This window comes from Micromonospora sp. IBHARD003 (genome assembly GCF_056106285.1).
In genome coordinates, this window is the sequence record NZ_JBWBBX010000001.1 from 6,068,996 (window position 1) to 6,083,462 (window position 14,467).

The following is a 14,467-nucleotide window of genomic DNA, read 5'->3' on the forward strand; positions in this document are numbered from 1 at the left end:
GTGTGCTGGGCCGTCCCGGTCATGGATCATCGTAGGCGCGGTGGCTGCGGTCCTGTACGCGGCCCGTAGCATGACCATTTCTCGATGGGGGAGGACCACATATGCCGGATCAGCGCGACCAGCCGACGGGGCGGGAGCCGAACGACCCCTGGGCCCCGCCGGAGCGGCGCACGACCCAGGGCGGACAGGAACCGCACGGCGGGGTGAGCCTCGGCAAGGCCGGGCAGCCCCCGCACCAGCCCGTCCCGGATGCGCCGCCGGCCGGCCGTGGCGTGCACGACCAGCCGACCCTGACATCGATGCCGGGGATGGAACCGGGCGCCGCGCCCGGTACCCCGCCCGCGGACACGGGCGGGGGAGCAGGCGCCGTACCGCCGCCGCCGGCGTCCCCGGGTGGGCCCACGCAGACGCCTCCCGGACCGTACGGCTACCCGGCGGCGCCGGCATCCGCCGCACCGGGGTACGGCTACCCCGGATATCCCGGGTACTCCGGCTCCTGGGGAATGGGCGCCCCGCCGCAGAACGGCATGGGCGTCGCCGCGATGGTCCTCGGCATCCTCGCCGTGTGCCTCTTCTGCCTGTACGGCATCCCCAGCCTGATCCTGGGCGTCCTTGCCCTGATCTTCGGCATCCTGGGCCGCAAGCGGTACCAGCGGGGCGAGGCGACCAACAAGGGCCAGGCCCTCGCGGGGATCATCCTCGGGTCCATCGGGATCGTGCTGGGGATCTCCATCATCGCGTTCTTCGTGTGGTTGTTCATGAACGTCGACCGATGGGATGACAGGAAGGCCGACACGGACCCCTGGGCGACGACCCTGATCGTCTCCGCCGCTCCACGCTGACGGGACGGGCCATCCGGGCGGCTCCCCGCGCCGCCCGGCCGTCCCGCTTCCTGCCCCGTCCGCGCCCCCCGTTCAGCTCGCCGGGACCGCCCCGGCCTCCACTCCCTGGGCACGCAGTCGCTCACGCGCCTCCATCAGCGCGAAACCCAGCAGATTCAGCCCGCGCCACTGCGCCGGATCACGGACCCGCTCGTCGTCCGAGGCGAGGCCGATACCCCAGACCCGGTCCACCGGGCTCGCCTCCACCAGCACGCGGTCACCGGTCGACAGCAGATAGCTCCGCAGCCGCGGGTCCTGCGAGAACTTGTGCACGCTGCCCGCGACCACGATCGCGAAGCGCTCGCGCTGCCATATCTCCTCGCCGAAGCCGCGCACCAGTCGGCCCGCCTTCTTCGCCAGGGCGGGGTTCGGTGCCATGAGCGCCTGGCGCTCGGCCTCCGCGTCGCCGAAAAGCCGCGCCTTCCCGGCCATCATCCAGTGCTCGGCGGTCGCATACGCGGTTCCGTCCACGGTGAACGGCGCCGGCCACCACTGACTCAGACAGGCGGGCCCGATCTCACCGTCACGGCGCGGTGTATGCCCCCAGAAGTACAGAAACTTCATCCGCTCACCGGTCCTGATCCGCTCGATCAGGGCCTCAGCGGTCGTGCTGGTCATCCCCATGCACGCGAGTGTGACACCCACCACTGACACTCCGTACCGGGATGGGCACTGTGACGCGACACATGGTCGACCGAATCCGTCGCGTAACCAAAAGGCAACTACGGAATCACTTGTTGGAGAACCATCCCTCTGTCAGGATCGGCACTCAATTCGAGCTGGAACAACGGAGAGCGTCATGGGCAACCGCTTCCAGGCACAGGACCGCTTCGCAGACGGCGTGCAGTACATCGGCGGCCGACTGCGTCCGGGCACTTCGGGACATAATCACGCAATCGTCGATCCCGCCACCGGAGAGCAGGTCCTCGAGTACCAACTGGCCGGCACGGCGGACGTCGACGCCGCCGTCGCCGCCGCGCGGGAGGCGTTCCCCGCCTGGGCCGGGGCCACCCCGGGAGAGCGCTCCGACGCCCTGCACCGCTTCGCCTCCGTGCTGGCCGAGCAGGCGGAGGACCTCGCCCAGGCCGAATCGCTGCAGTGCGGCAAGCCGATCAAGCTGACCCGTGAGTTCGACGTGCCGGGCACGGTGGACAACACCGCGTTCTTCGCCGGAGCCGCGCGCCATCTGCAGGGCCAGTCGGCCGGCGAGTACAGCGGTGACCACACGTCCTACGTACGCCGTGAGCCGATCGGTGTCGTCGGCTCCATCGCGCCCTGGAACTACCCGCTGCAGATGGCCGCCTGGAAGGTCCTCCCCGCCGTCGCCGCGGGCAACACCATCGTCCTCAAGCCCGCCGAGATCACCCCGCTGACCTCGCTGATGTTCGCCCAGGCCGCGGCCGAGGCCGGTATCCCCGACGGCGTCGTCAACATCGTCACCGGCGCGGGCCGGGAGGCGGGCGAGCACCTGGTCGGGCACCCGGACGTGGCCATGACCTCGTTCACCGGCTCGACCCCCGTCGGCAAGCGCGTCGCCGAGATCGCCACGGCCACCGTCAAGCGGCTCCACCTGGAGCTCGGTGGCAAGGCGCCCTTCGTGGTGTTCGACGACGCCGACCTCGAAGCCGCGGTGCACGGCGCCGTCGCGGGCGCGCTGATCAACAGCGGTCAGGACTGCACCGCCGCGACCCGCGCCTACGTCCAGCGCCCCCTCTACGACGCCTTCGTCAGCGGAGTCGCCGAACTGATGGCGACCGTACGGCTCGGCGATCCCTTCGACCCGTCCACCGACCTCGGCCCGCTGGTCTCGCACACCCAGCGCGACCGGGTCGCCGGATTCGTGGACCGGGCCCGTTCGTACGCCACCGTCGTGTCCGGGGGCCGGGCCCCCGGCGGAGACCTGGAGAAGGGGGCGTACTACCTCCCGACGCTGATCGCCGGAGCCGCCCAGGACAGCGAGGTCGTCCAGTCCGAGCTCTTCGGGCCGGTACTGGTCGTGCTGCCCTTCGACTCCGACGACGAGGGCATCGCACTGGCCAACGACACCCCCTACGGCCTCGCCGCCTCGGCCTGGAGCCGGGACGTGTTCCGCACGGGCCGTGCGACCCGCGAGATCAAGGCGGGCTGCGTCTGGGTCAACGACCACATCCCGATCATCAGCGAGATGCCCCACGGCGGCTACAAGGCCAGCGGGTTCGGCAAGGACATGTCGATGTACTCCTTCGAGGAGTACACGCAGGTCAAGCATGTGATGTACGACAACACCGCGGTCGCCAGGAAGGACTGGCACCGCACGATCTTCGGAGACCGGTAACGATCAGCGGCTCCCGCCGCGTGGCCCCCGCCGCAGCTTCGGCGGCGAATGAACCCCCGAAAGGGCACAGCGCATGAAGCAGTACCAGCCCGAGCACCTCTCGGCGGCCCAGGAGGCCGCGATACGGCGCAGCATGACGAACGGCCGGGGCGCCCTATCCCGTCGTTCCCTGCTGCGTGCGTCCGGCGTCGGCGCGCTCACCATCGGTGGCATGAGCGCGCTGAGTGCCTGCGGGATCCCGCCGGCGAAGCGTGAGGGCCAAGGGGCCGCGGCGTCCGACGACCACTCGGCGAAGGAGAAGCAGCTCAGCTTCTCCAACTGGACGCAGTACATCGACATCAGCGACGACGAGAAGAGCCGTCCCACGCTGGAGGCGTTCACCAAGCGCACCGGGATCCAGGTCAAGTACACCGAGGACATCAACGACAACGTCGAGTTCTTCGGCAAGATCAGGCCCCAGCTCGCGGCCGGCCAGGCGACCGGACGCGATCTGATCTGCGTCACCGACTGGCTCGCCGCCCGTATGATCCGGCTCGGCTGGGCGCAGAAGCTCGACCCCTCCAACCTGCCCAACGCCTACGCCCATCTGTCGCCGCAGTTCCGCAGTCCGGACTGGGACCCGGGGCGGGCCTACTCGTACCCCTGGACCGGTATCTCGACCGTCATCGCGTACAACGCCAAGGCGACCGGCGGCCGCAAGATCGAGAGCGTCTCGCAGCTGTTCGACGACCCGGCCCTCAAGGGCAGGGTCGCGTGCCTGTCCGAGATGCGCGACACCATCGGCATGACCCTGCTCGACATGGGCAAGGACCCCGCCAAGGTCACGGACGACGACTACGACGCGGCGATCGCGCGGGTACAGAAGGCCGTCGACAAGAAGCAGATCCGCCGCTTCACGGGCAACGACTACACCTCGGACCTCGACAAGGGCGACATCGCGGCCTGTCTGGCCTGGGCCGGCGACCTCGTCCAGCTGCGGGCCGACAACCCCGACATCCAGTTCGTCATCCCCGACGCGGGCTACATGACCTCCAGCGACAATCTGCTGGTCCCGGCCAAGGCGCGGCACAAGACCAACGCCGAGAAGCTCATCGACTACTACTACGAGCTCCCGGTCGCGGCCCAGCTCGCCGCCTACATCAACTACGTGTGCCCGGTCGAGGGCGTGGGTCCCGAGCTCACGAAGATCGACCCGGCGCTCGCCAAGAACACGCTGATCCTCCCGGACAAGGCCATGGCCGCCAAGTCCCACTCCTTCCGCTCGCTGAGCAGCAAGGAAGAGACGGCGTACGAAGAGAAGTTCGCCAAGCTCATCGGCGCCTGATCGTTCCTGCACCCTGCTCGCCTAGACCACCGGGATCGCGACCCATGACAGACAAGACCGCGGGCGGCGACGTCCGACTCTCCGGGATCAGCAAGACCTACGGCTCCTTCACCGCCGTGCACCCGCTCGACCTGACCGTGCCCCAGGGCTCCTTCTTCGCCCTGCTCGGCGCATCCGGCTGTGGCAAGACGACCACGCTGCGGATGATCGCCGGACTGGAGGACCCCACCGCCGGGACCGTGTACCTCGGTGACCGTGACGTCACCGACCTCCCCCCGTACAAGCGCCCGGTCAACACCGTCTTCCAGAGCTACGCGCTCTTCCCGCACCTGAGCATCTACGAGAACGTCGCCTTCGGTCTGCGCCGCCGCGGAGTCAAGTCCGTGAAGAAGCAGGTCGACGACATGCTCGAGCTCGTCCAGCTCGGCGACAAGGCCAAGCACAAGCCGCACCAGCTCTCCGGCGGCCAGCAGCAGCGCGTCGCCGTCGCCAGGGCCCTCATCAACCACCCGCAGGTGCTGCTCCTCGACGAGCCGCTCGGCGCCCTCGACCTCAAGCTGCGCCGCCAGATGCAGCTCGAACTGAAGCGCATCCAGACCGAGGTCGGCATCACCTTCGTCCACGTCACCCACGACCAGGAGGAGGCCATGACGATGGCCGACACCGTCGCGGTGATGAACGGCGGACGGGTCGAGCAGCTGGGCGCGCCCGCCGAGCTCTACGAGAACCCGCAGACCACCTTCGTGGCCAACTTCCTCGGCACGTCGAACCTCATCGAGGCCGAGGTCGTCGAGGCCGGCGGCAGTGACATCCTGGTCAGCGCCCCGGACGCCAGGCTGCGGCTGCCGGCCGCACGGGTCGCCACCCAGCCGCGCACCGGCGGGAAGCTCCTGGTGGGCGTGCGGCCCGAGAAGATATCGCTCGTGCACGCCGATGACGCGGACAGCATCCCCGAGGGCCGCAACCGCTTCACCGGGAAGATCGCCGACTCCAGCTTCATCGGTGTCTCCACCCAGTTCGTCATCGACAGCCCGGTCTGCCCGGAGCTGGAGGTGTACGTGCAGAACGTCGAGCGGGACGGGCGCTTCACGCCCGGCGCCGAGGTCGTCCTGCACTGGAACCCCGAGCACACCTTCGGCCTCGACGCCGCACAGGACATCGACGCCGGTGTGGAGACGGTGGAGGAGGCAGCATGACGACCGTCTCCGAGGCCACCGCGGCGCCCCCCGAGCCGCAGCCGGCACCCGTCGTGCGCAAGCCCTCGCTGCGCCGGACGCTGGTGCCGTACTGGCTGCTGCTGCCGGGCATCCTCTGGCTGCTCGTCTTCTTCGCCCTGCCGCTGGTCTACCAGGCGTCGACCTCGGTGCAGACCGGGTCCCTGGAGCAGGGCTTCCAGGTCACCTGGCACTTCCAGACCTACTGGGACGCGTTGTCCGAGTACTACCCGCAGTTCCTGCGCTCCGTGCTCTACGCCGGCACGGCCACGATCCTGTGTCTGCTGCTCGGCTATCCGCTGGCGTACCTCATCGCCTTCCGGGCCGGACGCTGGCGCAATCTGCTGCTGGTCCTGGTCATCGCGCCGTTCTTCACCAGCTTCCTGATCCGTACGCTCGCCTGGAAGACGATCCTCGCCGACGGCGGACCGGTGGTGGACGTGCTGAACACCATCGGCTTCCTGGACGTCACCAGCTGGCTCGGGATGACCGAGGGCAACCGGGTCCTGGCCACGCCGCTCGCGGTCGTTACCGGTCTGACGTACAACTTCCTGCCGTTCATGATCCTGCCGCTCTACACCTCGCTGGAGCGGATCGACCCGCGGCTCCACGAGGCGGCCGGTGACCTGTACGCGAAGCCCTCGACGGTCTTCCGGAAGGTGACCTTCCCGCTGTCGATGCCCGGTGTCGTCTCCGGCACTCTGCTGACCTTCATTCCGGCCAGCGGTGACTACGTCAACGCCGAGCTGCTCGGGTCCACCGACACCCGCATGGTCGGCAACGTCATCCAGTCGCAGTTCCTGCGGGTGCTCGACTATCCGACCGCGGCTGCGCTGTCGTTCATTCTCATGGCGGTCGTGCTGATCATGGTGACCGTCTACATCCGCCGGGCAGGGACGGAGGACCTCGTCTGATGAACTGGATTCGGCGCAATCTCGTCGTGATCGCGGGCCTGCTCACGCTGGCCTATCTGATCCTGCCGAACATCATCGTGATGGTGTTCTCGTTCAACAAGCCGGCCGGGCGCTTCAACTACTCCTGGCGGGAGTTCTCCACCGACGCCTGGAAGGACCCGTGCGGTGTCGCCGACATGTGCGACTCGCTCAGCCTCTCCCTGTGGATCGCCCTCTGGGCCACCGTCGGCGCCACCGTCCTCGGCTCGATGATCGCCTTCGCGCTGGTCCGCTACCGCTTCCGGGCGCGTGGCGCGATCAACTCGCTGATCTTCCTGCCGATGGCGATGCCCGAGGTCGTCATGGCGGCGTCGCTGCTGACCCTCTTCCTCAACCTGGGGGCGGAGCTCGGCCCGACGACCATCCTCATCGCGCACACCATGTTCTGCCTCAGCTTCGTGGTGGTGGCGGTCAAGGCGCGCGTGCTGTCGATGGACCCGAGGCTGGAGGAGGCCGCCAAGGACCTCTACGCCGGCCCCGTGCAGACCTTCCTGCGCGTCACCCTGCCGATCGCGGCGCCCGGTATCGCCGCGGGAGCGATGCTGTCGTTCGCGCTGTCCTTCGACGACTTCATCATCACCAACTTCAACTCGGGCAACACCGTCACCTTCCCCATGTTCGTGTGGGGCTCGGCCCAGCGCGGTACGCCCGTCCAGATCAACGTCATCGGTACGGCCATGTTCCTCATCGCCGTCGTCATCGTGCTCGCCGGCCAGATCGTCTCCAGCCGGCGGAAGAAGACCGCGCTGACCAGGTAGCACCCGAGGCCCGGGGACCCCAGTGGCCCCCGGGCGAGCTCCGAAGGAGTGGAAACCATGGCCCCAGCTGCCATGACCTTTGCCTCATCACTCTCCGACGCCCAGCCCGTCCCCTTCTGGCTGGAAGACCCCGGCAAGCCCCCCGCGCTGCCCGCGCTCACCGGCGACGAGCGGACCGATCTGCTCGTCATCGGTGGCGGATACAGCGGACTGTGGACCGCGCTCCTCGCCAAGGAGCGGGACCCCGGACGGGATGTCGTGCTGATCGAAGGCCGTGAGGTGGGCTGGGCCGCCTCGGGCCGTAACGGCGGCTTCTGCGCCGCCTCGCTCACCCACGGTCTCGGCAACGGGCTCGCCCGCTGGCCGGACGACATGGCCAGACTCGAGGAGCTCGGCGCGCGCAATCTCGACGCCATCGAGAACACCGTGGCCGCCTACGGCATCGACTGCGACTTCGAGCGCACCGGCGAGATCGACGTCGCGACCGAGCCGTACCAGCTCGAGGAACTCCGCGAGCTGTACGAGGTGGCCGAGGGTCTCGGCGTCACGGACGGCATGGAGATCCTGGACCAGGACGCGGTGCGTTCCGAGGTCGACTCGCCGACCTTCCTCGGCGGGCTGTGGGACCGGGACGGCGTCGCGATGCTGCATCCCGCGAAGCTCGCCTGGGGTCTCAAGCAGGCCTGCCTCGATCTCGGTGTACGGATCTACGAGAACACCCGTGCGCTCCGGCTGTCCTCGTCCGGAGCGGCGATGGCCGTCCGCACCCCGTACGGCCGGGTCTTCGCCCGGCGCGTCGCCCTGGGCACGAACGTCTTCCCGTCCCTGGTCAAGCGTGTCCGGTCCTACACCGTCCCGGTCTACGACTACGCGCTGATGACCGAGCCGCTGTCGGCCGCCCAGCGCGAGGCGATCGGCTGGCAGCGGCGCCAGGGGCTCGGGGACAGCGCCAACCAGTTCCACTACTTCCGTATCACCGCCGACCACCGCATCCTGTGGGGCGGCTACGACGCGATCTATCCCTTCGGCGGACGCGTCAGCGCCGAGTTGGACCACCGGCCCGAGACCTATCTGAAGCTGGCGGGGCAGTTCTTCACCTGCTTCCCGCAGCTGGAGGGGCTGCGCTTCACCCATGCCTGGGGCGGCGCGATCGACACCTGTTCCCGCTTCTCCGCCTTCTTCGGCGCGGCGCACGGCGGGAAGGTCGCGTACGCCGCCGGGTACACCGGACTCGGTGTGGGCGCGACACGCTTCGGTGCCGAGGTGATGCTGGACCTCCTCGCGGGCGAGCGCACCGAGCGCACCGAGCTGGAGATGGTGCGGCGCAAGCCCATGCCGTTCCCGCCGGAGCCGGTCGCCTGGGCGGGCATCGGCATCACCAAGTGGTCGCTGGCCCGCGCGGATGCCCATGGCGGCAGGCGCAATCTGTGGCTGCGGGCGATGGACCGGCTGGGGCTGGGCTTCGACAGCTGAGTCCGGCCGCCGCGTCGGCGACCTGCGTGGCGAGCGGCCGCACCTCTGCGGGCAGTTCCTGCCTTCCGCGCCGGCGCCCGTGCCACGGGCAGCCGGGGCGTCGCGCCAACTGCCATGCGTACACGCGGGGTTGAGCCGCCGGGCACAGACGTGCCCCCGGGGGAGAGCATTCCCCGGGGGCACGCGCACTTCTGCACTTCGCTTGACCGGTCTGCTCAACGACCGGCCGGGGACGACGTCACGGGATGGAGCCGGGCGAACGCCGGCTAGGGGGCTTCTGATGGATCTCCGCGGCGTCGCGTCGCCCGGCACGCCCCCACGGCCTTACGGCGTGGGAGGTACCCCCACTCGCCGCACCGGCCGAAAGCCCAAGTACGTCCCGTACGAGGGCTTCGGCACCCCGAGAGCACGCACCGGACGCCGCTCCTTCCTCCACGGAGATCCATCAGAAACCCCCTAGTGCTGTGGCCGGATAGGTTTGCCGGGAAGCTCGCGGCGTCCGGTGCGGTGGATCGCAAGGCGGTGGGGGTACCCCCGGCCGGAGGCTGGGGGAGGTCGCCCTTGTACTGGATGTACTCGGGTGACTCGACAACGCAGCGAGGCGCCGTGCAGGGCGCCTCGAGCCGGTGAACCTATCCGGTCACGGCTAGGCGTCACCACCACGGCCGTCGGCGGCACCAGCGTCCTGCGCTCGACGGCGGTGCCGGGCGTCCGGACGCCGGGACTGCTACCGGTGACGCGTTCCCCATGCCCTAGGCACCCACGCCGCCGCGAGGAGCAGCAGCGCGCCCAGGCACCAGCTGCCGAGTACGTCCAGCGGCCAGTGGTATCCCCGCAGGACGAGGCCGGCACCGGTTGCCGAGGGTGGCGAGGGCCGCGGCGGCCAGAGCCGCGGTCCGCGGGCGCCCGGCCAGCAGCAGGGCCGCGGCGCCGTACGCCACCAACGCCGTCGCCGCATGGCCCGACGGGTAGTAGCCGGTCTCCGCGGTGAGCGGCCCCGGGCGGCCGGTCAGCGCCTTGAGCGGAGCGACCAGGGCCGGGACGAGCGCCATCGCGAACACGGCGGCCAGGGCTTCGGCGCGCCGGTGGCGGTACACCGCGTAGGCGGCCGAGACGGCGAGCACGGGCAACGCGACCGCCATATTGCCGAGATCGGCGAGGAATTCGGTGAGCCCGGCCGGACCTTCGCCCACGAGCGCCCGGTCCAGGCGCTCGTCCAGGGTGCGCAGCGGGCCGTGTGCAGCGATCTGCCAGGTGATCAGCGCGAAGAGCGCGAGGATTACCCCCGGGAGTGCGAGAGGAACAGCCGACCGCCCCGGAACAGGGGGGGTGGTTCCGAGGCGGCCGCCCTGACCGGTGTACCGCGCGCCCCGGGGGGTTTGGGGCGGGCGGCCATCCGATCGGTGAGGAGTTCCGGAACCGATGGCTCCGGTGGTGTGCGCGAGGGCACGGCCAGGCAGGGGCTGGGGAGGCTCCGGCCCGGGATCGCTCGCAGTCCCCTGCGAGCGGGGTGTTTCTCTCATCTGCGGAAACCGTACGGCAGCAGGAGGGGGGACCAACAGCCGGAATTCCATCCCGCCATTGGCCCCCCACACGTTCTTCACAGGGAGCGCGCGATTACTGGGGGTTACTCCCAGGAATCGGTTTTCAGACCCCGGCGAAAGCCGCCTCGATGATGTCCAGGCCCTCGCCCAGCAGGTCCTCGCCGATCACCAGCGGGGGCAGGAAGCGGAGCACGTTGCCGTAGGTGCCGCAGGTGAGGACGACGAGTCCCTCGGCGTGGCAGGCCTTGGCGAGCGCGCCCGCGGCCTCCGGGTTCGGCTCCTTGGTGGCCGGGTCCTTCACCAGCTCGATGGCGATCATGGCGCCGCGGCCGCGGATGTCGCCGATGATCTCGTACTTCTCCTGCATCGCGGCGAGGCGGCCCTTCATGACCTCCTCGATGCGCTTGGCCTTGCCGTTGAGGTCCTGCTCGCGCATGGTCTCGATGGCGCCGAGCGCACCGGCGCAGGCCACCGGGTTTCCGCCGTATGTACCACCCAGGCCGCCCGCGTGAGCGGCGTCCATGATCTCGGCGCGGCCGGTGACGGCGGCGAGCGGCAGACCGCCGGCGATGCCCTTGGCGGTGGTGATCAGGTCCGGGACGACGCCTTCGTCCTCGCAGGCGAACCACTGGCCGGTGCGGCAGAAGCCCGACTGGATCTCGTCGGCGACGAAGACGATGCCGTTGTCGTTGGCGAACTTCACCAGGGCCGGGAGGAAGCCCTTGGCCGGCTCGATGAAGCCGCCCTCGCCGAGCAGCGGCTCGATGATGATCGCGGCGACGTTCTCGGCGCCGATCTGCTTGGTGATCTGGTCGATGGCCTGCGCGGCGGCCTCGGGGCCGCAGTTCTCGGGGCCGGTGGGCCAGCGGTAGCCGTAGGCGACCGGGACGCGGTAGACCTCGGGCGCGAACGGACCGAAGCCGTGCTTGTACGGCATGTTCTTGGCGGTCAGCGCCATCGTGAGGTTGGTGCGGCCGTGGTAGCCGTGGTCGAAGACGACGACGGCCTGGCGCTTGGTGTACGAGCGGGCGATCTTGACGGCGTTCTCGACGGCCTCGGCGCCCGAGTTGAACAGGGCGGACTTCTTGGCGTGGTCGCCCGGCGTCAGCTCGGCGAGGGCCTCGCAGACCTCCACGTAGCCCTCGTACGGGGTGACCATGAAACAGGTGTGGGTGAAGTCCTGCAGCTGGGCCGACGCGCGGCGTACGACGGCCTCGGCGGACGCGCCCACGGAGGTCACGGCGATACCGGAGCCGAAGTCGATCAGACGGTTGCCGTCGACGTCCTCGATGATGCCGCCGCCGACGCGGATGGTGAACACCGGCAGCACGGAGCCCACGCCGCCGGCGACCGCGGCGAGACGACGGGCCTGCAGCTCCTGCGACTTCGGGCCGGGAATGGCGGTGACGACGCGGCGCTCCTGCGGGATGTCGGTCATGAGGGCTCCTGGGGGTGTCTTTCGGACGCACTTCTGCTTTCTTCGCAGGCTAGATCCGGCCCAGGGGGTCCGGCATGCTCCGTTCGGGAGTGGTGCAGGTGTGTCGTTGTCCGTCACGGACATAGAGCACACCGGGGCCGGGGCGGATCCGGGCGCCGCCCGCGGTGATGCCCCTGACACCCGGGGCGGCGCGCGTGCGGGGGAGTGGCCGCAGGCGCCGTGCATCCGCAGTTCCCGGGCCCGTGTCATCGCCGATCCCCGGCGGCCGCGGGACCGGACACCGCCGCCCCGCCGGCGCCGTCAGAGCGCGGCCGGCCAGCGGCGTACCCGCGGATCCTGCCCCGGTTCGCTGAACTCCCCTGCGCCTGGCACTAGATTGACGGTGGCACAGACACGGTCCTGGCTGGTCAGGGGGCAGGGTTCATGGACACCGACGGCACATACGACGCACGCGGCACACGGACGGGGGGCTCGCACCCCGGCCCCCACTCCGTGCCGCGCCCCGCAGGGCCGCCGCCGATGCCCTCCGTGCCGCCCGCCCCCGCACACGCTCCCGCCCCGGCCATCGGGGGATCGCTCGCCGAGTGGCTGCGCACGCCCCGACCGCAGGCGGGGCCCGGCGTGTGGCGCTTCGGCCACCGGCCGCGCCCCGAGCAGGAGCCCGAGCCGATCCCGGCCACCAGGCTCTTCGCCGGTGCGTTGATCTCGCTGCTCTGCGCGCTGCTGCTCTGGTCCCTCTACGACAACTACTACATCCCGTACTGGCTGGACCCGCACTACTGGGCGGGAGCGCTGGTCAAACTGTCCGACAACGCGGTGGTCAAGGGGATCATCGTCAGGGTCATCGACGCCGTGCTGATCGCCGGCCTGGTCGTCTTCTTCGGCCGGCTCGGTCACTGGCCCGAGCTGGGCCGCCGCTATCTGCTCCCCGTGCTCACCGCCCTGCGCCCGCCCCGGGAGCCCGGCACCGTGCGCGACTCCGTGGCCGGGAAGCGGGACGCCGACCCCGGTGAATGGCCCGAACTGCGCGGTGCGGGACAGCAGGCCGTCGCCGACCGGCTCGCGGAGGAGATCGGGGCCGGCCGGATGAACGACGTCGACTACACCCGGATCCGCCGCGCCTGGCACTCCGTCCAGGCCGACCCGTCACGGCTGGGCGCCTTCACGGACACCGCACTGCGCCGTGGCGCCGCCGCCTTCACCCACCCCTCGGGGGTGCGTGAACTGCCCGTGCGCACCGCACGGCACGATCTGTTCGCCCATCAGGTCAGGATCGGCACTGCCGCGGACCACGCCCGCAACCCCTACGCCCGCCGCACCACGGGTGTCGCGCTGGACCCGGCCGTCCTCGGCACCTCTCTGCTCGCCGTCGGGCCCTCGGGGTCCGGCAAGACCGTACGGCTGGTGCGGCCCGTGGCCGAGGCGATGTGCCTGCAGGCGCTCGCCAACCGGGCCGCCGTGGTGGCCGTCGCGGCGCAGGGCACGGCACTCGGGCCCGACGAGTCCTTCGACCTGGTCATCGCCCCCGGCATGGCCGATTCCACCCATGACCTCGATCTCTACGGCGGCGCCGACGACCCCGACGAGGCCGCCCGTGTCCTCGCCGAGGCGCTCGTCGGCGATCTGGCCGTCGACAGCCGCCGGGCCGCCACCGCGCTCGCCCGGCTGATCGGGCCCTACCGGAGCGTCCACGGCCATTTCCCGGCCGTACCGGAGCTGCGCGACCTCGTCAGCGGTTCCCCCGAGGCCATCCGCGCCCTGCGAATCGCCCTCGAGACCGCCGGTGAGGTGTCCCAGCTGCGTGAACTCGACGCGCGCGAGCGCCAGTCCGAGCGCGCCGACGACATCGGCGGGCTGCTCGCCGACCGGATCGCCTTCCTCGACCGCCCGGCCTTCGCTTCGTTCTTCCGCACGCGCGAGCAGGACCGGCAGTTCTCGCTGAGGGCCATAGAGCACCCACTGCGGGTCCGCGTCGACCTGCCCGAGCGCGGCCACGCCGAGGCGTCCCGGATCATCGCCCGCCTGGTCCTCGCCCAGTTCACCGAGGCCGCACTCGGCCGGGCGGACCGCTCGCTCTTCGCCTGTCTGGTCCTCGACGACGCCACCCACACCCTCACGGCCGACGCGGTCAGGGCGGTGCAGCGGCTGCGGTCGGCGAACGCCGGAGTGGTGCTCGCCCTGCGGACCCTGGAGGACGTGCCCGAGACCTTGCGGGGGCCGCTGCTCGGGGCGGTCGGCTGCCGGATGGCCTTCGCCGGGCTCGGCCCCTGGGACGGAGGGCGCTTCGCCGAGGCCTGGGGTACCGAGTGGGTCAAGACCAGGGACGTCACCAACCGGCAGATCATCTCGGACGAGCCGCTCACCAAGGTGCTGCACTTCATGCGGCGTCTTGTGACGGGGAAGAACGCCACCGCCGAAGCGGTCACCGTCCGTGAGGTCGAACGGCAGCGCTGGTCGGCGTCCGAGCTGGCGCACTCGGTGCCCGCCGGGCACGCGGTACTGTCGCTCACCTCGGTGCACGGGGAGCATGCGCCACCGGTGCTGGTGGATCTGCGCACCTGACACACA

Annotated in this window: 11 protein-coding genes; 8 read left to right on the forward strand and 3 right to left on the reverse strand. The window is 70.4% G+C overall.

All coding sequences use genetic code 11. The annotated features are described in order from the left end of the window. The first annotated feature begins 101 nt into the window (after positions 1–101). Positions 102–842, forward strand: a complete 741-nt coding sequence (locus ACTWOL_RS27070; RefSeq protein ID WP_474299393.1) for a DUF4190 domain-containing protein — start codon at positions 102–104, stop codon at positions 840–842. Positions 843–914: 72 nt separating this feature from the next. Here the strand turns inward: ACTWOL_RS27070 and ACTWOL_RS27075 are convergent, their stop codons facing one another. Further along, positions 915–1,505, reverse strand: a complete 591-nt coding sequence (locus tag ACTWOL_RS27075; RefSeq protein WP_474299394.1) for an NADAR family protein — start codon at positions 1,503–1,505, stop codon at positions 915–917. Positions 1,506–1,680: 175 nt separating this feature from the next. Between ACTWOL_RS27075 and ACTWOL_RS27080 the strand changes: the two genes are divergently transcribed. The 6 genes from ACTWOL_RS27080 (at position 1,681) to ACTWOL_RS27105 (ending at position 8,917) form a co-directional block, all read left to right on the forward strand. Further along, positions 1,681–3,195, forward strand: coding sequence for a gamma-aminobutyraldehyde dehydrogenase (locus tag ACTWOL_RS27080; protein WP_474299395.1), 1,515 nt, complete (start codon positions 1,681–1,683; stop codon positions 3,193–3,195). 73 nt (positions 3,196–3,268) lie between these two features. Further along, positions 3,269–4,519: an ABC transporter substrate-binding protein gene (locus ACTWOL_RS27085; RefSeq protein ID WP_474299396.1), complete on the forward strand. Its 1,251-nt coding sequence runs from the start codon at positions 3,269–3,271 to the stop codon at positions 4,517–4,519. Positions 4,520–4,563: 44 nt separating this feature from the next. Further along, entirely contained in the window at positions 4,564–5,715 is a 1,152-nt protein-coding gene (locus ACTWOL_RS27090) for an ABC transporter ATP-binding protein (protein WP_474299397.1), read from the forward strand. Then, entirely contained in the window at positions 5,712–6,647 is a 936-nt protein-coding gene (locus tag ACTWOL_RS27095) for an ABC transporter permease (protein ID WP_474299398.1), read from the forward strand. Before ACTWOL_RS27090 ends, ACTWOL_RS27095 begins: the two co-directional genes overlap by 4 nt. Then, positions 6,647–7,444, forward strand: coding sequence for an ABC transporter permease (locus tag ACTWOL_RS27100; RefSeq protein ID WP_474299399.1), 798 nt, complete (start codon positions 6,647–6,649; stop codon positions 7,442–7,444). Before ACTWOL_RS27095 ends, ACTWOL_RS27100 begins: the two co-directional genes overlap by 1 nt. Before the next feature lie 57 nt (positions 7,445–7,501). Continuing rightward, on the forward strand, positions 7,502–8,917 hold the full coding sequence (locus ACTWOL_RS27105; protein ID WP_474299400.1) for an NAD(P)/FAD-dependent oxidoreductase: 1,416 nt from the start codon (positions 7,502–7,504) through the stop codon (positions 8,915–8,917). A 752-nt stretch (positions 8,918–9,669) separates the two neighbouring features. On the opposite strand, the gene ACTWOL_RS27110 is transcribed toward ACTWOL_RS27105, so the two are convergent. Beyond that, positions 9,670–10,440, reverse strand: coding sequence for a phosphatase PAP2 family protein (locus ACTWOL_RS27110; RefSeq protein ID WP_474299401.1), 771 nt, complete (start codon positions 10,438–10,440; stop codon positions 9,670–9,672). A gap of 124 nt (positions 10,441–10,564) precedes the next feature. Further along, on the reverse strand, positions 10,565–11,899 hold the full coding sequence (gabT, locus tag ACTWOL_RS27115) for a 4-aminobutyrate--2-oxoglutarate transaminase (protein WP_474299402.1): 1,335 nt from the start codon (positions 11,897–11,899) through the stop codon (positions 10,565–10,567). A gap of 423 nt (positions 11,900–12,322) precedes the next feature. Between gabT and ACTWOL_RS27120 the strand changes: the two genes are divergently transcribed. Next, on the forward strand, positions 12,323–14,461 hold the full coding sequence (locus tag ACTWOL_RS27120) for a type IV secretory system conjugative DNA transfer family protein (protein WP_474299403.1): 2,139 nt from the start codon (positions 12,323–12,325) through the stop codon (positions 14,459–14,461). The last annotated feature ends 6 nt before the right edge of the window (positions 14,462–14,467 follow it).